At 72.6% G+C, this 20,670-nt stretch carries 12 protein-coding genes; 3 read left to right on the plus strand and 9 right to left on the minus strand.

The features are described 5' to 3' along the window. Nucleotides 1-66 precede the first annotated feature (66 nt). Nucleotides 67-1,470, plus strand: coding sequence for an acyltransferase family protein (locus tag NMN56_RS37740; protein ID WP_274045977.1), 1,404 nt, complete (start codon nucleotides 67-69; stop codon nucleotides 1,468-1,470). Here the strand turns inward: NMN56_RS37740 and NMN56_RS37745 are convergent. The 5 genes from NMN56_RS37745 to NMN56_RS37765 all read right to left on the minus strand — a co-directional run bounded on the left by NMN56_RS37745 (nucleotide 1,434) and on the right by NMN56_RS37765 (nucleotide 10,028). Further along, nucleotides 1,434-4,091, minus strand: a complete 2,658-nt coding sequence (locus tag NMN56_RS37745; RefSeq protein ID WP_274045976.1) for a glycosyltransferase — start codon at nucleotides 4,089-4,091, stop codon at nucleotides 1,434-1,436. The two genes, NMN56_RS37740 and NMN56_RS37745, sit on opposite strands and share 37 nt — an antisense overlap. 107 nt (nucleotides 4,092-4,198) lie before the next feature. Then, nucleotides 4,199-6,883: a glycosyltransferase gene (locus NMN56_RS37750; RefSeq protein WP_274045975.1), complete on the minus strand. Its 2,685-nt coding sequence runs from the start codon at nucleotides 6,881-6,883 to the stop codon at nucleotides 4,199-4,201. Continuing rightward, nucleotides 6,880-7,953 carry a Gfo/Idh/MocA family oxidoreductase gene (locus tag NMN56_RS37755; protein WP_274045974.1) on the minus strand — a complete coding sequence of 358 codons (1,074 nt, stop codon included), beginning with the start codon at nucleotides 7,951-7,953 and terminating at the stop codon, nucleotides 6,880-6,882. The genes NMN56_RS37750 and NMN56_RS37755 overlap by 4 nt, the downstream gene beginning before the upstream one ends. Beyond that, nucleotides 7,950-9,065 (minus strand): DegT/DnrJ/EryC1/StrS family aminotransferase, encoded by a 1,116-nt coding sequence (locus NMN56_RS37760; RefSeq protein WP_274045973.1) that lies wholly within the window; start codon nucleotides 9,063-9,065, stop codon nucleotides 7,950-7,952. Before NMN56_RS37760 ends, NMN56_RS37755 begins: the two co-directional genes overlap by 4 nt. Before the next feature lie 366 nt (nucleotides 9,066-9,431). After that, nucleotides 9,432-10,028, minus strand: a complete 597-nt coding sequence (locus tag NMN56_RS37765) for an acyltransferase (RefSeq protein ID WP_274046070.1) — start codon at nucleotides 10,026-10,028, stop codon at nucleotides 9,432-9,434. A gap of 389 nt (nucleotides 10,029-10,417) precedes the next feature. On the opposite strand from NMN56_RS37765, the gene NMN56_RS37770 reads away from it, so the two are divergent. Further along, on the plus strand, nucleotides 10,418-12,238 hold the full coding sequence (locus NMN56_RS37770; protein ID WP_274045972.1) for an arabinofuranosyltransferase AftB family protein: 1,821 nt from the start codon (nucleotides 10,418-10,420) through the stop codon (nucleotides 12,236-12,238). A 98-nt stretch (nucleotides 12,239-12,336) separates the two neighbouring features. On the opposite strand, the gene NMN56_RS37775 is transcribed toward NMN56_RS37770, so the two are convergent. The 3 genes from NMN56_RS37775 to NMN56_RS37785 all read right to left on the minus strand — a co-directional run bounded on the left by NMN56_RS37775 (nucleotide 12,337) and on the right by NMN56_RS37785 (nucleotide 15,842). Further along, on the minus strand, nucleotides 12,337-13,269 hold the full coding sequence (locus tag NMN56_RS37775) for a class I SAM-dependent methyltransferase (RefSeq protein ID WP_274045971.1): 933 nt from the start codon (nucleotides 13,267-13,269) through the stop codon (nucleotides 12,337-12,339). 138 nt (nucleotides 13,270-13,407) lie between these two features. After that, complete coding sequence (locus NMN56_RS37780; RefSeq protein WP_274045970.1) at nucleotides 13,408-14,661, minus strand: acyltransferase family protein; 1,254 nt, start codon at nucleotides 14,659-14,661, stop codon at nucleotides 13,408-13,410. Then, entirely contained in the window at nucleotides 14,661-15,842 is a 1,182-nt protein-coding gene (locus NMN56_RS37785) for an acyltransferase family protein (RefSeq protein ID WP_274045969.1), read from the minus strand. The genes NMN56_RS37780 and NMN56_RS37785 overlap by 1 nt, the downstream gene beginning before the upstream one ends. Before the next feature lie 213 nt (nucleotides 15,843-16,055). On the opposite strand from NMN56_RS37785, the gene NMN56_RS37790 reads away from it, so the two are divergent. Further along, complete coding sequence (locus tag NMN56_RS37790) at nucleotides 16,056-18,473, plus strand: glycosyltransferase family 4 protein (RefSeq protein ID WP_274045968.1); 2,418 nt, start codon at nucleotides 16,056-16,058, stop codon at nucleotides 18,471-18,473. On the opposite strand, the gene NMN56_RS37795 is transcribed toward NMN56_RS37790, so the two are convergent. Continuing rightward, nucleotides 18,428-20,551: a hypothetical protein gene (locus tag NMN56_RS37795; RefSeq protein ID WP_274045967.1), complete on the minus strand. Its 2,124-nt coding sequence runs from the start codon at nucleotides 20,549-20,551 to the stop codon at nucleotides 18,428-18,430. The two genes, NMN56_RS37790 and NMN56_RS37795, sit on opposite strands and share 46 nt — an antisense overlap. Nucleotides 20,552-20,670 lie beyond the last annotated feature (119 nt).

The following is a 20,670-nucleotide window of genomic DNA, read 5'->3' on the forward strand; positions in this document are numbered from 1 at the left end:
CGTCGTCCCCGTGCCGGTCACGCGTCGTCCCCGGTCGTGCGCCGTCCCCGAATGCGAAGGGTCTTCATGCAGACCGTCGAGCAGTTGCCCCAGCAGCCGCACCCGAGCACGGCGGAGGCTGACCGGCACCCTCCTGCGCCGGGACAGGGGACGGCGGCGGGCCCTGGGACGGGGCACCGTCTGCGCGCACTGGACGGGCTGCGTCTGGTGGCGGCCCTCGCCGTTGTCCTGCACCACATGTGTGGCATGGACGTGGTCACGCGGACCCACTGGGGAGCATCGGCACGCGAGCTGTTCCCGGGCCTGTTCATGATCGGTCACTACGGGCGCTTCGGAGTGCAGCTGTTCTTCCTGATCAGCGGCTTCGTCATCTGCATGTCCGCATGGGGGCGGTCACCCGGCCGGTTCGTCGCGGCCCGGGTGACGCGGCTCTTCCCGGCGTACTGGTTCTCCGTGGTCTTCTTCCTGGTGCTGTGGCGGCTGCTGCCCGACGGAAGCCGCACCCCGCCCAGCTACACCGACGCGCTCGCGAACCTGACGATGTTCCAAGTACCGCTCGGCGCACGCCACATGGCGGGGATCTACTGGACGCTCTGGGCTGAACTGTGCTTCTACGTGCTCTTCCTGCTGGTGCTGCGGGCCGGTCTGGACCGCCGGAGAGCCACCGCCTTCTGCTGGCTGTGGCTCCTGGCGAGCGTGCTGGCGCAGCGGGCGGGCGGAGGGGGCGCGCAGCTGCCCCTGGTGGACGTGTTCGCACCGACCATCACGGCGCCCCTGTTCGTGGGCGGTATCGCGATGTACCTGATGTACCGCTTCGGTCCCGACCTGCGACTGTGGGGGCTCCTGGGCGCCGACTGGCTGGTGATGCAGCACGACCTGGTCACCTCGCTGGCAGCCGGGCGTGACAGGCCCTTCCTGACGTGGCAGCCCTATGTGGCGCTCATCATCGTGACGGCCTGCTACCTGCTGATGCTGGCCGTCGCGCTGCACAGGCTGGACCGGGTGCGGTGGGTGTGGCTGACGGCGGCCGGCAACCTGACGTACCCGCTCTACCTGATCCACGAGGAGCTGGGCTGGGCCCTGGTCCGCACCCTGCGCGAGCACCTGGGCCCCTACCCCACGCTGGCCGCCACCCTGACCGCCGTACTGCTCGCCGCCTGGGCCGTGCACCGCTGGGTGGAGAGACCGCTGGCCGGGCTGCTGCGCCGCCGGCTCAGAAGGGAGGCCGACGACCGGGAGGCCGGCCAGGAGACCGGCCAGGACGCACGGCCAGGAGACCCCGGCACGGGCGAACGGACCGCCACGGATACGACGCCGCACGCGAGAACCACGACGCCGCACGCGAAAGCAGAGGCCGAGGCGGAGGCGGAGGCCGACCGGGAGTGTGAGCGTCAGGGAGCCGCCCCCGAGCCCGGTGAGCGCCAGGAGTCGGTTCAGCTCAGGAAGCCGTCGAGCACGCCCGCCGTGTAGCGCCCGTCGTGGTAGGTCCGTACGTACTCCACGGACTCAAGGCCCGTACGGGCCGCCTGCGCCCGGTCGTCCAAGAGGCTCTCCAGGGCAGGACGGAGCGTGTCCGGCGTCGCGTTGACGATGGGCGGTACGGCGCCGACGTCCTTGTGCACCTGCTCGTCCAGGAAGGCGACAACGGGCTTGCCCGCCGCCATCCCCTCGCACGCGAACGTGCCATAGGTGCCGATCGCGAACTGGTCGACCACGATGTCCGCCTCCCGCACCAGCTCCCGCATCCCCGCCCAGGGCAGCCCCTCGGCCAGCCGGAACTCGATCACGCCCGCCCTGTCCAGCTCTTCCAGCACGGGCATCACGCTCTCGGTGCCCTTCGTCCAGCGCCGTGAGGGCGCGTGTACGACGACGGGGCGGGCGCGCTCCATCGCGGGGCGCCCGCAGGCCCAGCCCTCGACGTCGACCACCAGGGGCGCCCAGCGGGCACCCGGCAGGTCGGTGAGCAGGTCGGGTGTCGTGGCGAACAGCGGAAGGCCGCTCTCGGCCGCGACGCGCCTGTTGCGCGCACTGTTGCGCGTCAGTACCGCGAGGGCGTCCTCGGGCGCCGCGTGGAAGAGCGAGTGCCCGTAGCGCTCCATGTGCCGCTGCGGGTCCCGTACGTCGCTGCCGTGCGCGAGCAGCGCCACCCGCAGCCCGGCCCCGGTGAGCGCGGGCAGATCGTTCTCGATGTGCTGCCCGTTGAGCCAGCCGAAGGCGGGGGTGAAGGCGTCGGCGAGATAGTGCGTGTAGGCGCCGAGCGCCCTGTTGACGCGGTCGAGCTTGATGTCCCGGCCGCCCAACTGGCCCCGCGGGATGCGGACATCGGCCGGGTAGCCGGTGAGCGGGCTGGCGCTGGTGTGCATGGTGACCTCCGCCGACACGTCCGGCCGCGCCCGGCACACCGCACGCGCGAACCCGGAGAGCTGCCCCGCGTAGTTGGCGCACCCCAGGCCGAGGCGTACGCGCGTCTGCGCCGCCTCCCCCTGCTCGGGGATGGGGCGCCAGTCGGGGACGGTGACACCGGCCGCGCCCGCCCGCGTGTCCCGTGCGCCGGCCCCGGGCCAGGGGATGTCGCGCGGCGTGAGGCCGGCGGCGCCGGGGCCCGCGAGACGCTCGTAGAGGCGCAGCAGCCCGGCCGACTGGCGCTCCCAGGAGAGTTCGTCCCTGAGCGCCTCCGTGATGTTCCTGGCGAGCTTTCCGCGCTGCTCCAGAGCGAGCCGTACGGCGTCCGTCAGCGCCTCCGCGTCCCCCGACGGGTACACGGTGCCGATCCCGTGCTCCTGTACGAAGGCGCGCACGGTCCGCACGTCGCTGGTGACGAGCGGCAGTCCGGCGTGCAGGTACTCGGCGGCCTTGGTGGGCAGTGAGATCTCGCAGTTGGGCACGTGCCGGAAGCAGATCAGCCCCAGATCGGCGGAGGACAGGTAGTCGGGCACCTGCTCCTGCGGCACATACGGCACCACATGCACGCGCTCACGCACTCCCGCCTTGGCCGCGGTGTCCAGCAGCGCGCGCAGGGACGGGTTCCGCTCGCCGTCGCACACCAGCGCCAAGTGCACACCGGGCAGTCCCGTGAGCGCCTCGACTGCGGTGTCCAGGCCGCGTTCGGGCCCGATCCACCCCGCGTAGACGAGCAGCCGCTCCTCGCGGCCCAGTCCGCACGCCGTACGGACGGAAGCGCCCCCGCACGGCCCGGCGCCGACCGCCTCGCGCACCGGTGCGTTACGGACCACCAAAGGCGTCTCGGGCAGCGTGTGCGCCTCGCGCAGGATGTCCGCCAGCTCGCCTGAGACGGTGACCACGGCGTCTGCGCGACCGATGTACTCCGCCTCGACGCCCGCGAGCGCCGAGTTCCGCGCGGCGTCGGACCACTCGGGGCCCGCGACGAGTTCGTGCGCGTCGTAGAGCCAGGAGGTACGCAGCCCGCGCGCACGCAGCCGCCCCGCGCTCCGCGCCGCCACGGCGATCATGCAGGGCTCGTTGGCGTGGATGACGTCGGGCCGGATCTCCTCGATGACCGGCCCGTACGCCAGGTCCAGGTCGAGCAGCGCGGGCCACTGGGTGCGCCAGTTGCGCGCCGGGCCGCTCCGCGCGGCATGCGCCGCGTCCGCAGCGCCGCGTGCGCGTTCCATCCGGTAGAGCTTCATCCGGCCGCGGTAGGCGTATCTGCCCAGCCGGACCCAGCTTTTGAGCGCCCGCACGCGCAGCCGCCCGGCGAGCCGGGGCGAGGGGGAAGCCGACAGGCCGACGAGCGCGGTGCGTTCGCGCACCCACGCCGTGTGTGCCGCGCGGGTCCTGGCGACGGCGCGGTCGTCGGCGAGACCCCAGCGCGCCAGCCGCGCGAGGGCGCCCCGTGCGGCCCTGTGGCGGGCGCGGGAGCGTTCCTGCATCTCCGTGCCCACGGGGACCTTCACGACCGTCACACCGCCCCGTGTGTACGTCTCACGCCGCGCCGACCCCGCGCGCCCCACGAGGGTGACGTCCCATCCGGCTCTGGCGGCTGCTACGGCGGTCTTCTCGACGCGTGAATCACCCGAGATTCCATTCCCGACAATCACAGCCAGGCGCGGACGGGTCACGGAATTCGCCATACGGAAATCTCCTCGGGACGCGGCGCGGCCATGGGCCGGCGCCAATGTCTCCTTCTGGAGAATTCACCTTGGCAGAGAGTCTGTGGCAGAGAAAGGAACGTCCCCGGTCAGCGCAGAAATCCATCCAGCACACCGACCGTATAGCCGCCGTCGTGATAGGTGCGCACATATTCGACGGATTCCCTGGCCGTACGTACCGCGAATTCACGGTCGTCGAGGAGTGATTCCAGCGCGGGGCGGAGCGTGCGCGCTGTCGCGCTGACGATCGGCGGTGTGATGCCGACCGCGCGGTGCACACGTTCGTCCAGGAAGGCGACCACGGGCTTGCCCGCCGCCATCCCCTCGCACGCGAACGTGCCGTAGGTGCCGACGGCGAACTGGTCGATGACGATGTCCGCCTCCTTGACCAGCTCCCTGACCCGCGCCCAGGGCACACCTGTCGCCATCCGGAAGTCGATGACGCCGCGCCTGTCCATCTCCTCCAGGAGCGGCACCACCTTCTCGGTGCCCTTGGTCCAGCGCTTGGACGGCGCGTGCACGACGACCGGCCGGGCGCGCTCCATGACCGGTTCCGGGCAGGCCCATGCCTCGACGTCGACCACCAGTGGCACCCAGTGGGCGCCCGGCAGGTCGTCCAGCAGGTCGGGAGTGGTCACGAACCTGGGCAGCCCGCTCTCGGCGGCCATCCGCCTGTTGCGCGCGGTCTTGTTGACGAGGGTCTTGAGGACGGCGGCGTCGGCCGAGTGGAAATGGGAGTGCTCGTAGCGCTCCATGTGCCGCTTGGGGTCGCGCACGTCGCTGCCGTGTGCGAGCAGCGCCACCTTGATCCCGGCCGACTGAAGAGAGGGCAGGTCGTCCTGGATGTGACCGCCGTTGAGCCGCCCGAGCGCCGGTGTGAAGGAGTCGGCGATGTAGTGCGTGTACGAGCCGAGGACGCGCCGGGCCCTGTCGAGCTGGAAGCCGAGTTCGCCCGTGCGCTCGCCGACCGTGTAGATGTCGGCCGGGTAGATGACGCTGGTGTCGTGCGTCTGCATCACGACCTCGGCCGACAGGTCCTCGCGCCGGTCGCACAGGGCGCGCGCGAACCCGGCGAGCTGCCCTGCCGAGTTGGCGCAGCCCATGCCCAGCCGTACGGGCGTGCTCTCCAGGGAGCGCCATCCCGGCAGCGCCGGGGCAGCCGTCCTGCCCTGCCCCGCTGGGGCGACACCGGGCTGCTCGGAGACGGACCAGGGCACGTCCCTGGGCGCGAGCCGGGAGGTGACCTCGGGCCCGGCGAGGCCCTCGTAGAGAGCGAGCAGCCCGGCGGACTGGCGCTCCCAGGACAGTTCGGTGAGCAGCCGTTCGGTGATGCGCGAGGCGAGGGTGCCGCGCTGGGCGAGGCCGCGCTGTACGGCAGCGACGAAGGACGCCGCGTCACCGGAGACGAACACCTCGCCCACGCCGGTGCGTTCGACGAAGTTGCGCAGGGTGCGCACACCACTGGTGACCATGGGCAGCCCCGCGTGCAGGTACTCGGCGGCCTTGGTGGGCAGCGAGATCTCGCAGTTGGGCACATGGTGGAAGCAGATCAGCCCGAGGTCGGCCGAGGACAAGTAGTCGGGCACCTGCTCCTGCGGCACATACGGCACCACATGTACGCGTTCGCGCACACCGAGGCGTTCCGCCAGCGAGAGCAGCCCTTGTAGTGTCGCGTTCCGTTTCGCCCCTGCCACGAGTGCCAGGTGCGCGTGCGGAAGTTCGGCCAGTCCCTCGACTGCGGTGTCCAGGCCGCGTTCGGGCCCGATCCACCCCGCGTACACGAGGAGCGGCACGTCCTGGCTCAGCCCGCACGCCTCGCGGACCGAGACGCCCTCTCCCCGGGTGACGGCCTCCCGTACGGGCGCGTTGGCGACCACCAGGGGGTCGACGGGCAGCCCGTACGCCTCGCGCAGGATGCCGGCCAGCTCCTCGGAGACGGTGACCACGGCGTCGGCACGGCCCACGAACTCGGCCTCCACGCCGGGGAAGGCGGAGCGGCGCAGCGCGTCGGGCCACTCGATGCCGCGCACGTATTCGTGCGCGTCGTAGAGCCAGGAGGTGCGCACTCCGCGCGCCCTCAGCCGCGCTGCCGACCGCGCCCCCACGGCGATCATGGTGATGTCGTTGGCGTGGATGACGTCCGGGCCGATCTCCTCGATGACCGGGCCGAAAGCCAGGTCCATGTCGACGAGTTCGGGCCAGTCGGCACGCCAGTCCCCGGTCGGCTGCGGCTCGCCCGTGCGGGCGCGCTCCCACCGGTAGAGCTTTCCGCGCCCCTGGTGCGCGTATCTGCGCAGCCGTACCCAGCCCTTGAGCGACTCGCGGGCCACGGTGGTCCTGAGTCCGCCGTCCCCCTCGGACAGCCAGCCGATACGGGCCGTGTGCTCCCGTACCCAGGCGGCGTGCGAGGAACGGGCGCGCGCCCAGGCACCGTCGTCGGGCAGCCCCCACTGGGTGATCTGGTTGCGCAGCCCGGGGCGGCGGCGCGCGGCGTTGACAACGGCCCGCATGTGCGCGGAGACGGGCACCTTGATGACGGTGACGGGCCCGAGCGTGTACTCCTCGCGGTGCTTGGAGGGGCTGCGGCCCACCAGCGTCACGTCCCAGCCCGCACGGGCCGCCGCCACGGCGGTCTTCTGGACGCGCGAGTCACCCGTGATGGTGTTCCCCACGACGACGGCGACCCGTGGCCTGGAGCGGTGCGAGGAGTGCGAGGAGTGCGAGGTGTGCGAGGTGTGCGGGGAGGCTGCCGCGCGGATACCGGCCCCGCTCATACGGTGTGCTCCCGGGTGAGCGCTCCCGCGGGTACGGCGGTCCCGGAGCTGATCACGGTGGGGGCGACCGGCACCGGGGTCGTCATGCCGCGCACACCGGTGGTCTGGCGTGCGGCCTCCAGTACGGCGGCCGAGACCTCAACGGTCCGCAGTCCCTCGCGAACGGTGACGATCTCGCTGGGCTCGCCCAGTACGGCGTCGCGGAACCGCTCGTGCTCGACCACCAGTGGCTCCCGCTTGGGGAACGCGTAGCGCACCGTGTCGCCCTCTGCGACACCCCGGAAGGCGCGCAGCGCCTCCCATTCGGTGGCTACGGCACCGTTGGCGTGGAAGCTCAGGTCGGCGGTGAGGGTGTCGGCGACGAAGCAGCCCCGCTCGCCCGTGACGGCGGCGAAACGCTCCTTGAGCGGGCTGAGCCAGTTGACGAGGTGGCTGACCATGGTGCCGTCGGTGAGCGAGCCGACCACGGCGACCATGTCCTCGTGCTCCCGGCCGCTCTTGGAGAGCGTGCGCGCCGACAGCGAGGCGTACGGATGCCCGGTGATCCAGCTGGTCAGGTCGATGTCGTGGGTGGCCAGGTCCTTGACCACACCCACGTCGGCGATGCGGTGCGGAAAGGGCCCCTGGCGCCGGGTGACGACCTGGAAGACCTCACCCAGCTCGCCCGCCTCAAGGCGCGAACGCAGCTGCTGGAGCGCCGGGTTGAAGCGCTCGATGTGTCCGACGCCCGCGACGAGCCCGCGTTCCTCGAAGGCGTCCACCAACCGGCGTGCCGCCTCGGCCGAGTGCGCCAGTGGCTTCTCGATGAGCGCGCACACCCCGCTCTCGGCGAGATGCAGCCCGACGTCCTCATGGAACGCCGTGGGGCAGGCGACCACCACATAGTCGACACCGCGCGCGAGGAGCGCGTCGACATCCGGCAGCGCGGCGGCCCCGCGCAGGCAGCCGTGCGGGTCACCCGCCGGGTCGACGGCGCCGACGAACGTGACGCCCTCAAGCCCGGACAGGATGCGCGCGTGGTTGCGGCCCATGGCGCCCAGGCCGATGAGTCCCGCCCTGAGCGCCGTCATCGCCCCACCCCCGCGCTCAGTGCCGCGCTGTTGACGGCGGCCACGATCAGATCCAGGTCGGAGGAGGTCAGCGAGGGGTGCACCGGCAGGGACAGCACCTCGGCCGACGCCTGTTCCGTCAGCGGCAGACAGGCCCCGGCGTGCGCGTACGGCTTGAGCCTGTGGATGGGCGTCGGGTAGTAGACGGCGCAGCCGACGCCGTTCGCCTCCAACTCCCGCTGCACCGCGTCCCGTACGGCGGCGCCACCGGGCACACGCACGGTGTACTGGTGGTAGACGTGCCGCGCTCCGTCGGCCACGGGCGGGACCACGAGCCCGGTGATGCCCGCGTCGAGCACCTTGGCGTTCGCCCTGCGCTGTTGCGTCCAGCCCGCCAGCCGCTCCAACTGGACGCGCCCGATGGCAGCCGCCACGTCGGTCATCCGCATGTTGGCGCCGACGATCTCGTGCTCGTAGCGCTGTTCCATGCCCTGGTTGCGGAGCAGCCGCAGAGTGCGTGCCTGTGCCGCGTCCGGGACGACGACCATGCCGCCCTCCAGGGCGTGCATGTTCTTGGTCGGATAGAAGCTGAAGCAGGCCGCGTCGCCGAAGGCGCCCACAGGGCGCCCGTGCAGCGCCGCCGAGTGCGCCTGGCAGGCGTCCTCGACGAGGGCCAGCCCATGCCGCTGCGCGAGCTGTGTGAGGCGTCCCATGGGCGCCGGGTGACCGTAGAGGTGCACGGGCATCAGCGCGGCCGTACGGGGCCCGACTGCTTCGGCGGCGGCGTCGGGGTCGAGGCAGAAGGTGTCCGGGTCGATCTCGGCGAAGACCGGCTCGGCGCCGACGAGGCGTACGGCGTTGGCGCTCGCGGCGAACGAGAAGGAGGGCACGATCACTTCGTCGCCGGGCCCGATACCGAGCGCGAGCAGCGCCAGGTGGAGCGCCGAGGTGCCCGAGTTCACGGCGACGCAGGTGCGCCCCTCGACGAGTGCGCCGAACTCCTCCTCGAACGCCGCCACTTCAGGGCCCTGCACCACAAGGCCGCCGCGCAGCACCCGTACGGCGGCGTCGACCTCCTCGTCGCCGATCACTGGCTTCGCAGCCGGAATCATGTCTTTTCGCAGCCCTTGCATGGCGGAATGCCCCTCCGGAGTCCCCCGGCAGATTCGCCCTATGTGGTCCCGCATCCGGCGGCGAAGTTGCACTCCGGGCCTACGATTCGCCCATAGGGCGCACACGGATGCCGCCGTACGGGGGCATCACCGGTGAGCCGACCTGACGGACCGCGCGGAGGCGGCTCGGGCCCCGCGGAGGCGGCTCGGGAGCATGGGGCTCGCTCGCATTGCGGGGGATCGTCCGCTCGCACCGCGCGGAGGCGGCATCCGTCAGCGCGGGCGCGGCAGACGTGCCGGGCGCCTCATAGGTCATGGGTCACTGTCACGGGCCACAGGGCTCGCGGGGGCGGCAGCGCGGCCCGCGTGCCGTCAGTCCGCGTGCCGTCAGTCCGCTGGGCGCAGCTGGGGGGCGCCGTCCGGGCCCGTGTGCTCCTCGTAGCGCTCGCCCGTTTCGGGGCACTCCCACAGGCCGGCGCGTACTCCAGGGCTGAGCCTGGTGCCGGCCCTGCCCACCCAGCCGACGCGGCGCGCGGGCACACCCACCACGAGCGCGTGGTCGGGTACGTCGGCCGTGACAACGGCGCCTGCCGCCACCATCGCCCAGCGGCCCACGCGTACCGGCGCCACGCACACCGAGCGGGCTCCGAGCGAGGCGCCCTCGCCGACGGTGACCCCGACGGCCTCCCAGTCGCCCGCGCGCTTGGGGGTGCCTTCGGGATCGACGGAGCGCGGGTTGCGGTCGTTGGTGAGGACCACGGCGGGGCCCACGAAGACGCCCTCGCCCAGCTCGGCGGGCTCGTAGACCAGGGCGAAGTTCTGGAGCTTGCTGCGGGCCCCGATCCGCACGCCGGCGCCCACGTAGGCGCCCCGCCCGACCACACAGTCCTCGCCGAGCACCGCACCCTCGCGGATCTGGGCCAGCTCCCACACGGTCGTGCCGTCCCCGACGAGGGCCTGCCCGGACACCTGAGCGCCGGGCATCGTACGGACGGCTCCGGCGCTCCCCTGCGCCGGGGTCGCGCCATCTGACGGGTTGCGGGGCGCTTCGGGGGACTCGGGCGCTTCGGTGGTGGTCATACGGGGCTCGCTCTCTGTGCGTTCGCGTACGGGCCTGCAGCTGCTCGCTGTCGACGGGGTGACGGCCGTGGAGAGCCCGCCGATGCCGGGGACGGGAGGACGAAGGGCCAGGGGGACGGAGGGACGGAGGGACGGAGGGACGGCCGCTGGTGCCGAGGATGGACGCGGCGCGTGGCGCGCGCAGCCACCGGCACGCCGACCTGCTGCGCGCCCATGGGCCGCACGGGTGACCGGGGACCCGAGCGCGTGCCGTCCGCGAGCGGCCCGCTCACGGGCGGGCGAAGGTGGGCGTTATGTCCCGCTCCGATCAGATCTCCGTCCCCCAAACCGCCCGGGAATCACGGGCCTTCGGCCTGCCGGGCACGCTGGCCCAGTGGTGGAACGCGCTCGCCGTCGGCGCCTGCGGCCTCACCGTTCTGGTGCTCGGCTACCAGCGCCGCTGGACGAACGACGACGCGCTGATCTACACCCGCGCGGTCCGCCAGATCCTCGCGGGCAACGGCCCTGTCTACAACATCGGCGAGCGCGCGGAGACCTCCACCGGAACGCTGTGGCAGTGGATGCTCGCCACCGGGAGTGCGATCCCCGGAGTGACCGACCCCTTGCGGCTGGCCGTCGCGCTCGGACTCCTGCTGACCGTGGCGGGCTACTTGCTCGCACTGGACGGCACGCGCCGGATGGTGCGTACGCGCCGTCCCGCGGGAGCACTGCTGCCCGTGGGAGTGCTGCTCCTGCTGCCGCTGGCGGCGACCTGGGACTACGCCACCTCCGGGCTGGAAACCGGGCTGTCCTTCGCCTGGCTCGGCGGTTCCTGGTGGCTACTGGTACGCGCACGGGCCGCGCTCGGCCGCGCGGCGGTTCCCCGGGCGTCCGGGCCGGCACTGCCGCTGGCCGCCGCCTTCGTGTTCGGCCTCGGCCCGCTCGTACGGCCGGACCTGGCACTGGTCAGCGGGGTGTTCCTGGTGGCGATGTGGCTGATGTGGCGCCCCTCGCTGCGCAGGACCCTCAGCTGGGCCTGCGCCGCAGGCGTGCTTCCTGTGGCGTACGAGATCTTCCGTGCGGGCTACTACGGGGTGCTCGTTCCCCTGCCGGCGCTCGCCAAGGAGGCTTCGGGCACCCAGTGGGAGTACGGCTTCAACTACCTGCTCAACACCCTTGTGCCCTACTGCCTTTGGATTCCCCTGACCCTGCTGGCCGCGTTCGCCGTACGCGTGCTGGTCCTGCGGAGGCGGCGTGACCCGCGCCGGGAACGGAGTCGACGGGGGCCTGCGGACAGGGCCGACGCACTACTGGTGGCCGCCCCCGTGGTGGCGGGGCTGCTCTCCGCGTTCTTCGTCGTGAAGATCGGCGGCGACTTCATGCACGGCCGGATGGTGCTGCCCGCGCTCTTCCTGGGGATGCTCCCGGTCTTTCTGATGCCCTACAGGCGCCCCGTAGCCGTGCTCGCGGGGACCGTCGGTGTATGGGCGGTCGTCTGCGTCGCGCTGTTGCGCCCGCCGCTGGACAGCCCGGACTCGCGCCTCGTCTTCGACTCGCGCACCCTCTACGCGCGCGGTCTGGGCGAGCACCCGGTCAGCCAGTCCGCACACACGGAGCGCCACTCCGGCTTCCCTGACGCCGTACGCGGGACCCGGCGCGCGGGGAAGCACGGCCTGGTGCTGCGCCTGCCGTACGACGCCGGATTCCCCGTCGTACCGCTCGCGCCGCGCGTACGGGCACCGATCGCGGGGGCCGAGGCGCGGCTCGGCAGCGCAGGCGCCGTGCTGCCGCTGGACGGGCGCGTCGTCGACCTCCTCGGCCTGGGCAACCCGCTGGGCGCCCACACGGAGCCCACGAGCCACCGCAAGGCGGGCCACGAGAAGCCGCTGCACCGCGCCTGGGTACTGGCCGACCTCACGGCGCCCGGCACCCCCGTGCCCGAGGGCGTCGAACCGCGCCATGTGGCCGCGGCCCGTCACGCGCTCACCTGTGGCCCCGTCCCCGAACTCCTCGCGTCGACGCGTGCGCCCCTGACCGCCTCCCGCTTCCTCGACAACCTCACGGGCGCCTGGTCCCGCACCCAACTGCGCATTCCGGCCCACCCGGTGCGGGCCGAGCGCGAACTGTGCGGTTAGGGCGCGGGCCCGCTGCCGGCCGGTGTCCGCCGCGCGGCCAGGGTCTGCCGCGGGGCGTCTGCCGGGCGTCTGCCGCGCGGCCAGGGTCTGCCGGGCGGTCAGGGCCTGCCGGAACGCCGGCGCGCGCTCACGAGGGCGCGGGTGACGACGGGGGGCAGCAGGTCGACGGCGACCTTCCGTGCCATGCCGCGGCGCCGGGGAGCCGCCTCGGGCGTAAGCAGCGCCTGACCGCGCGCGTGCCGCGAGGCGGGCACCTCGGGCGCGTCCGCCTTCTTGGCGCCGACGAGCAGCATCCGGCGCCCCGCGACCACCTGCCACTGCAACCAGCACTTGCCGCGCGCCGTCAGCGCCGCGTGCAGCGCGTCCTGCCAGGGCTCCGCCTCCCCCCACGTCCCGTAGAACTTGTGCCCGGACACGCACACGGGCCGCAGCCCGCTCTCCAGGACCGCCTGCCAGGTCGCGCAGGCGACGCCGGGGGTGTGCTCGGAGCGGTAGTCGTCCAGGACGACGATCCCGCCGGGCGCCAGGACCTGCCTGGCGGCGCCGATGTCGCCGTGCACGTGCTCGTACAGGTGCGAGGCGTCGACGTGGACGAAGCGGCAGCTGTCCGGCGTGATCTCGCGCGGCACCACGGAGGTCGGGGCCTGCACGATGCGGGGCAGGTCGTCGTGGAACGAGAGGAAGTTCGCCTCGAAGGCACGCCGGGTGAGCGTCGCGTAGGAGCCGCGCATCTCCCGTCCGTTGGCCTCGTCGGGCGCCTCGGAGTCGAAGAGGTCGCAGACGGTGAACTTCTCCTCGGGCGTATCCAGGTAGGCGCGCATCATGACGGCGCTCTTGCCCATGTAGGAGCCCATCTCCAGCAGGTCGCCCCGCTGTCCGAGCTGCCGCTGCCGTTGCAGGAACCAGTCGAAGAGGATGACGTCCGTGCGGTAGAACCAGCCGGGGACGTCGTAGAAGGAACGCGGTTCGGGCAGCTCCCGTCCGGGCTGCGGCGGCTGCCCGGAACGGGGTGCGGAGGTCGCGGTGGTCATGGGGAGTGGGTCTCCTCTGGTGACGGTGGCGTTCGAGGGGCCTCTGGCCTGTATAGGGGTCAGGAACGGGCGGCGCATCCGTGCACGCGTACGGTCGGGAGACCTTCCGCGCGGCGCCGTCCGCCAGCCACCGGAAGTTCAGCCACCGTTACGGCCCTGACCGGTCGGGGCCACGGCCGCTCTCTCCTTCTCCGGTGCGAGCCACGAGGGGAAGCGCGGCTGGATGACCGGCCACAGGACACGCCGTACGGGTGCGGCGGCCAGGAGCACGGCGAGCGCTCCGGCGAGGAGCGTCGTGGCAGCCGCCGCGAGGAGACCGCCCGGGAGCACCGCCTTGTAACCCCCCAGCCCTTCGACGGACTTGAGCACCAGGCCGTGCAGCAGGAACGGGTAGAGCGTGCAGGCGCCCAGCGCGGTGAACCCGGTGCGCCGTGACGGCACCAGGGCGAGGAAGGCGGCTACGAGTACCGCGCTGACGCCGAACAGCGCGACCCGTACACCTACGTAGAACAGCGGCGGCACCCCGATCTGCGCGCTGCCCAGGTCCATCAGCAGCCATCCCCGCGTCACCTGGGGCGCCACCCACCACGCGCCGGCCGCGCCCGCGACCATCACGGGCAGTGCCCATCTGCGCGCCGCCGGGTTGCGCAGGGGCCGCAGGTGGTCGGAGCGCAGCCGCAGCCCGAGCACGAACCACGGCCACAGCATCAGCACCCGCGAGAGCGCCAGTTCGTTCCCCAGGTCCATCAGTCCGGCCAGCACCGAAAGGGCGGCGGCGAACACCACGGGCCACCGCACAGCGCGCCACAGGGGCGCCGTCAGCCGCCACACGAAGAGCGCGGCCAGGAACCAGCACACATGGCGCGGTTCGGTGGGGGTGAGCGCGTAGGGCTGATCCCAGCAGAGGGTGTAGACACCCGCGTAGGCGGCCTCGAAGACGAGGTAGGGCAGCAGAACACCCGCCAGTAGTCTGCGGATCTGATCGGGCCGCCCGGTGAAACCGCGCGAGAAGTAGCCGCACAGCAGCACGAGGGCCGGCATGTGGATGGCGTACACCAGGAGGTAGGCCGCCTTGACGCCGAGCATCGCGTCGGCAAGGGGCGTCCAGTTGTGCCCCAGTACGACGAGGACGACCAGGACGAACTTCGCGTTGTCGAGGAACGGGTCGCGCCCGTTGTGACTCCCGGCCGCCGAGGCACCGTTGGGCCACCTGAACCGGGGGTGCCGGGCGCCTCCTGGCCGCTCGGGCGCGGGAGCAGCGGCGGGGGCCGCTCCGCCGGGCGAGGGCCCTGGCAGCGCGGGGAGCGAGGTCGATGCAGTCGCTGCTGTGGGGAGTGGAGAGGCGGTCGCGCCACGCGCCGCTCGGGTCTCTGTGGAAGGGTCCCAGGCCATCACGCCGTCCTTGGCTCACTCGTTCCGGGCGAGCGCCGCCCGCGCCGGAGCCTGTGGAGGCCCGGCAGGCGCGGCTCGATCAGTGGCCGCGCGAGCCGTCGTACGGGCGCGGTCGACAGCAGCACGGCGGCTCCGGCCCCGCAGGCCGTCAGCAGAACCGCGCCGAAGGGCCCCCAGGGCCGCAGCGGCGCGTCCCAGCCGTAGGCGTGCGCTGCGGTCGTGAGCAGTCCGTGCAGCAGATACGGGTACAAGGTCACGGCGCCCAGCGCGGTCAGCCACAGGCGGCGCCTCGGCACCAGTGCGAGGAAGGCGGCCGTCATCAGCGCGCCCGCCGCGAACAGCCCGGTCCTGACCGCGAGGTACGGGACCAGGTCGGCGCCCAGCGCGTGCTGCCCGTAGCTCATCCACAGCCAGTGCACATCGGTGCCGGGTGCCAGCGCGTACGCCGCCGCGGCGCCGGCGAGGAGCGGGAGCGGCGCCCACAGCCGGGGCCGGCGGCGCTCGCGCAGCCACGCGAAGTGCTCGGGCCGCAGCCGCAGCCCGAGCACGAACCAGGGCAGGAACATCAGTACGCGGGGCAGCGCCAGGTCGTACCCCATGGTGGTCGTCCCGGCCGCCAGCGAGATGACGGCGGCCACCGGCACGGGCCACGGCACCGTCCGCCACAGGGGCACGGTCAAGCGCCACACGAAGAGCGCCATCAGGAACCAGCACAGGAACGTCGGCTCGGTCGGCGTCAGCGCGAAGGGCCTGCCCCAGGCGAGGCTCTGGAGCGCCGTGTAGAGCGCCTCGAAGAGCAGATACGGCAGCAGGACCCCGGTGAGCAGCCTGCGCACCTGTGCGGGCCGCCCGGTGAAACCCCGCGAGAAGTAGCCGCTGAGCAGCACGAAGGCCGGCATGTGGAAAACGGTGATCCACAGGTAGCCGGCCTTGACCGTGCGCGAGCCCTCGACCAGCCCCATCGGCCAGGTGTGCCCGACGACGACCAGCACGATCAGCAGGAACTTCGCGTTGTCGAGGAACGGGTCCCGAGCACGGCCGCCGCTCGCTCTGCCCGGCGCCACCCGCTCTCCCCTGCCCCCGTGCGCCGGGGGCTCCCCGGGCTCTCCGGGCACGGCTGGAGCGGCGGGCCGACTGCGCCCGCCGCCCGTTCCGGCTCGGTCGATGATCTCGGAGGCCATTGATCAGACAGTAAGCGCGGTGTCACGCGCTCCCGGCGCGGCATGCCGCCGCAGGCCCGAATGAGGGACAGACCAGCGGATAGGACCCCATATAGCGCCCCGGACATCCCGCAGGAATAATGGCGCAACACAGGCATCACGCGGCCCTCGGCCGTGCTGCCCCCGCACCACCGCACCGCTGCACCACCGCACGCGACAGAAGCGGAGTCCGCGATGAGGATCGTGTTCCTGCTGGACAACGCCTACGGAATCGGCGGGACGATCAGGTCGACGGTGAACCTCTCCAGGGCGCTCGCCGAGCGGCACGAGGTCGAGGTCGTCAGCCTCCGCAGGGGGCGCGAGAAGCCCGCACTCGACTTCGACCCCCGCGTCACCCTGACCCCCCTGATCGACGTGCGCCGCTCCTCCTCGGCGTACGACGGCGCCGACCCGCGCTACAGCCGACCCAGCGAACGCTTCACCGAGGGCGCCGACCACTTCGAGCGCGGCATCGCCACGCGCCTGGGCGACCTCCGCATGGAGGCGCTGCTGCGCGATCTGGAGGCGGACGTGGTGATCGGCACCCGGCCGAAGATCAACGACTATCTCGCCGCCTACGGCACTGAACGCTACTTGCGCATCGGCCAGGAACACCTCACCCACAGGATGCACAGCGCGCACGTACGCACCCACCAGGACGCGGCGATACCCCGCCTCGACGCGTTCGTCACCGTCTCCTACGCCGACGCGGCCGACTACCGCTCCGTGCTCCCGGACGCGGCCACGCAGATCGTGTGCATACCCAACGCGGTGCCGCCCACCGACGTCGAACCCTCCGACGGGCAGGCCAAGCTCATCGTCGCGGCGGGACGCCTGATCAAGGTCAAGCGCTACGACCGGCTGCTGCGCGCCTTCGCGCTCGTCTCCGAGAAGCACCCCGACTGGACGCTGCGCCTCTACGGCAGGGGCAGGCAGCACGCGGCCCTGCGCGCCACGGTCAACGAACTCGGCCTCTACGACCGCGCCTTCCTCATGGGAGCCCGTTCCCCCATCGACACCGAGTGGGCCAAGGGCGCCATCGCCGCCGTCTCCTCCGACGGCGAGTCCTTCGGCATGACCCTGGTCGAGGCCATGCACTGCGGCGTGCCAGTGGTGAGCACCGACTGCCGCTACGGGCCCGGCGAGATCATCGCCAACGGCAAGGACGGCCTGCTCTCCCCGATCGGCGACACCGAGGACTTCACCGTCCGCGCCTACGCCGACGCGCTCCTCCAGCTCATCGAGGACCCCGCGCTGCGCCACAGGATGAGCGAGGCCGCGCTGCGCAAGGCCGCGCGCTACGCGCCCGACCGGATAGCGGGCGAGTACGAGCGGCTCGTGGAGAACCTGCGCGCCGAGCGTCCGGCGGGCAGCCGCCAGGCGCCCGGCTCCCCCTCGCCCGTCGCCGACACGCCCGCACCCCCAGCCGACGCGCCCCTCGCACCACCCGGGGCGAAGACCGCGCGGGTCGCCACGGCAACGGGCGGGGACAGCGCGCCGCCCTCCCTGCGGCCCGGACTCACCCTGCGCCGGGTGGCGGCGCCCGTACTGCGGCCCGTGCTGCCCCTGCTGCGGCTCGCGCTGCGCTTCGTGCGCGGTCAGCGTGAGGGGCAGACGAACGGGCTGCCGCGTCCCGTCGCGCGGGTGCGGGTCGCCTCGGACGGCTCCCTGGTCGTACGGCTGCGCGCCGACCGGCTTCCCGACGGAGAGGCCGCGCTGCTGCTGCGGCCCCGGCACCAGAACGCCAAGGCGCCCGTACGGCTGCCGCTGCCGCCGCGCGGTCACGCGCGGGACGGCTGGACGGAGATACGCCTCCCGCGCTCGGGACAGGACCTGTCCGAGGCGCGGTGGGACACCTATGTGGAGCGCACCAGGGACGGCAGGCGCAAGCGCGTAGAGGCCGAACTGGTGGAGACTGCGCGGCTGCTGACGCTGCCGGCGCCGCTGGGGACCGACGGCGCGCTGGAGCCCTGGGTGCCGTACGCCACCAGCGACGGCTATCTCGCCGTCCGCGCCTGGCACCGCACCGGGCACGCCGAGGTCACGTCCCTCGTACTGGGGCGCAGCGCCTTCACCCTCCACGCCACGCTGTACGGCGAAGCGGCACGCGCCCAACTGGAGGGCCCCACAGGCCCGTCGGACGGCCCCGTGCTGGTCGCCGTTCCGCGCGGAAACCCGGAGCGCGCCTTCGAGCACCCGGGCACACTCGCCCCGGACGGCGCCGGGGGCGAGGGCTCCGTCACCCTCGAACTGCCCTACGAGCTGCCCTCCGCGCTCGCCGAGGGCAGCACCTCCGAGTGCGTCTGGGACCTGTGGCTCAGGCCGGGCGAGGGCCTCGCTCCCGTACGCCTGGCCCGGCTGCTGGGCGACCTCGCCGACCGCAAGAAGACCGATGTCACGCCCCGGGCGCGGCCGGGCGGAAGCGGGTGGTCGGCACGCCTGTACTTCTCGGTCAACAACAACCTCGCCCTCGCACTCCAGCCCGTCCCGGAGGAGCCCGGCGCGGGAGCCGGGCAGGAGGCGGAACAGGATGCCGGGCAGGAGGCCGGGGCTCGGAAGAAGGGGGCTCAGAAGAGCCGTTCGTCGTCGCCGAGCGCCTCAGCGAACGTCTGAGAGCCGTTCAGCTTCCCTTCGGCCTCCACCTCCCCCTCGGCGTCCACAGGCCGCCGTTCGGGCGCCTGCTCCTCCTCGTGCGGCATGTGCGCCGAGTGCGCGGCGGCGGCGAGGGAACGCACCGCACGGTTGAAGCGGACCAGCGACGGCGGCTCGTCGGGCCCGAGCAGCCGCACCTTCAGCGCGGCGCGTGCCGGCGCGAGCGTGTCCCGCTCGGGGTGGCGCACGGTCTCCAGCAGCTCGGCGATCCCGGCACCGTCGGGCGGCAGGATCGTCGCGGCGCGCACGGTGGGGTACGCCGCGCGGAAGGCGTCCTCACGCAGCCCGCTGGTGTTGGCGACGGCGTAGGGCTTCTCGCTGCTGAGGTAGTCGGAGACGACGGAGGACACGTCGGAGATCAGCAGGTCGGTCTGGTTGAAGCAACTGAAGAGCGCCGGCCGGGGGCCGAGCACCACTTGGTGCTCCCCTTCCGGCAGTGAGTCCCAGTAGGCCGCCTCCCAGCGTGCCGTCGCCTCCGCGGCCTCGCGGGCACGTCCCGCATGGGGCGCGGGCTGCCGCAGCATGCGCTCCACCTCGTCGCTGCCCGGACCGAAGTCGGCCCGTGTCAGCTCGTCCAGCGCCCGCGTGGCGCGCTCCAGCTCCCCTGCGGCTTCCGGCGCCGGGCGCTCGTTCACGGGCGCGTGCCGCTCGCTCGCGCGGGCGGCGTTGGCCCGCGCGACCATGTCGCGGATGCGGTGGTCGGCTGCCCCCACGCGGGGATCGACGGAACCGGTCATGGGGTGCGGCTTGTAGAGGAGCCGTACCTTCGGGTCCTCCAGCAGCGCGGCGACGAGCGCCTCGCCCGCGAGCAGCACCGAGGTGTTGCCCGGATCCTCGGTCCAGCCCTCCCAGGTGGGCGCGTACAGGACGGTCGTGTACGTACCGCGCGGTGGGCCCTCGTACGGCCTGATGGGCGCCAGTTGCGGGCGGCCCACCTCCACGACGTCCTTGTCCTCGACCCCGATGTCGGCCACCTGGTAGCGCTCGCGTGCTGCTTCGCCTGCGACCCATACCTGGTCGTATGCCTTGGCGTAGGGGTTGCAGGAGGAGAGTTTGTCGCTTTCTCCGTGGTTGATGAAGGCGTGTTTGAGGGTGGGGATGCGCAGGACCTGGCTGGTCTTGCCGGAGTTGGCGGGGTGGAGGAGCACCTTGAGTGTGGAGTGCTCCAGGTGCATCAGGTGGGCGACCTTGGGGATGCAGACGATGGGTACGTCGGTGGCGTCGATCTTCTGCACCATGAAGCGCTCACGCAGCACGATCAGCGGACGCTCCTCCAGCGCGGCCAGCGTGGAGAGCCACATGTTCGCCTGGTACGCCGAGGACGTTCCCCCGGAGAAGTACATGCCCACGGTCGGCCTGTAGTCGGCCAGCCAGTCGTCCAGCCACGCGAGCGCGGCCTCGTCGTCCACCACGCGCTTGCGCGGCAGCAGCCAGGTCGCCAGGTGAAATGTGCCCACCAGTAGTGCGGCGCAGCAGCAGACGGCGACGATCTCGGCCCACAGAGGGTCACCCGTCCCGGCGGAAACCGCCATCCCCGCAGCCGTCAGCACCCCCACACCGGTCAGCCGCAGAGTGCCGTGCCGTACGAACAGAGCCGGCGGACTCCGGGTCGGGCGCAGCGCGTGGGCGTCGATGTTCCGGGTGACCACGGGCAGCCTGTGCCTGGTGCGGACCGCACCGGCCACGGCCTGGCAGAGGAAGTGCAGGGCCCAGCAGCCCAGCACGGCAACAAGCAACCAGGCGCCCTGTCCCCCGGGGCGCAGCACATCGAGCCTGGCCAGCCCGCCCAGGAACAGCCCGTCGCGCAGCAACTGCCGTACGGGGGCGGTGAACTGGGCCCTCCCGAGGCGCCGCGCCAGTACCCGTTCCCGGTGGACGAGCAGCCCCTCCGTCAGGGCACCCAGCACACCGCCGACCACGACGAGCGCCGTACCGCCTGCCAGGATGCCGAGCACCTGGAGCACGTACACGGCGGCCAGCAGGCCCAGCACGGCCCCGGACTCGGCCGCCGCACGCACCGGCCGTCCGCGCCCGCGCACCTCGCCCGCACCTCTCACCGCCGAACCCACACCTCACCGTAGGCAGGAGCGCCGCACCCGGGCGCGCTGTGCGGGGCCAAAGGAAGCACGGGGAACCGGTTCGAGAAGAAGCACCCTCC

The organism is Streptomyces iconiensis (assembly GCF_028657195.3).
GTDB classification, from domain to species: domain Bacteria; phylum Actinomycetota; class Actinomycetes; order Streptomycetales; family Streptomycetaceae; genus Streptomyces; species Streptomyces iconiensis.

Excerpts from the sequence above, each read along its gene's own strand:
- NMN56_RS37740 (WP_274045977.1), top strand. The coding sequence starts at position 67 with ATGCAGACCGTCGAGCAGTTGCCCCAGCAGCCGCACCCGAGCACGGCG.
- NMN56_RS37745 (WP_274045976.1), bottom strand. The coding sequence starts at position 4,091 with ATGGCGAATTCCGTGACCCGTCCGCGCCTGGCTGTGATTGTCGGGAAT.
- NMN56_RS37750 (WP_274045975.1), bottom strand. The coding sequence starts at position 6,883 with ATGAGCGGGGCCGGTATCCGCGCGGCAGCCTCCCCGCACACCTCGCAC.
- NMN56_RS37755 (WP_274045974.1), bottom strand. The coding sequence starts at position 7,953 with ATGACGGCGCTCAGGGCGGGACTCATCGGCCTGGGCGCCATGGGCCGC.
- NMN56_RS37760 (WP_274045973.1), bottom strand. The coding sequence starts at position 9,065 with ATGCAAGGGCTGCGAAAAGACATGATTCCGGCTGCGAAGCCAGTGATC.
- NMN56_RS37765 (WP_274046070.1), bottom strand. The coding sequence starts at position 10,028 with ATGCCCGGCGCTCAGGTGTCCGGGCAGGCCCTCGTCGGGGACGGCACG.
- NMN56_RS37770 (WP_274045972.1), top strand. The coding sequence starts at position 10,418 with ATGTCCCGCTCCGATCAGATCTCCGTCCCCCAAACCGCCCGGGAATCA.
- NMN56_RS37775 (WP_274045971.1), bottom strand. The coding sequence starts at position 13,269 with ATGACCACCGCGACCTCCGCACCCCGTTCCGGGCAGCCGCCGCAGCCC.
- NMN56_RS37780 (WP_274045970.1), bottom strand. The coding sequence starts at position 14,661 with ATGGCCTGGGACCCTTCCACAGAGACCCGAGCGGCGCGTGGCGCGACC.
- NMN56_RS37785 (WP_274045969.1), bottom strand. The coding sequence starts at position 15,842 with ATGGCCTCCGAGATCATCGACCGAGCCGGAACGGGCGGCGGGCGCAGT.
- NMN56_RS37790 (WP_274045968.1), top strand. The coding sequence starts at position 16,056 with ATGAGGATCGTGTTCCTGCTGGACAACGCCTACGGAATCGGCGGGACG.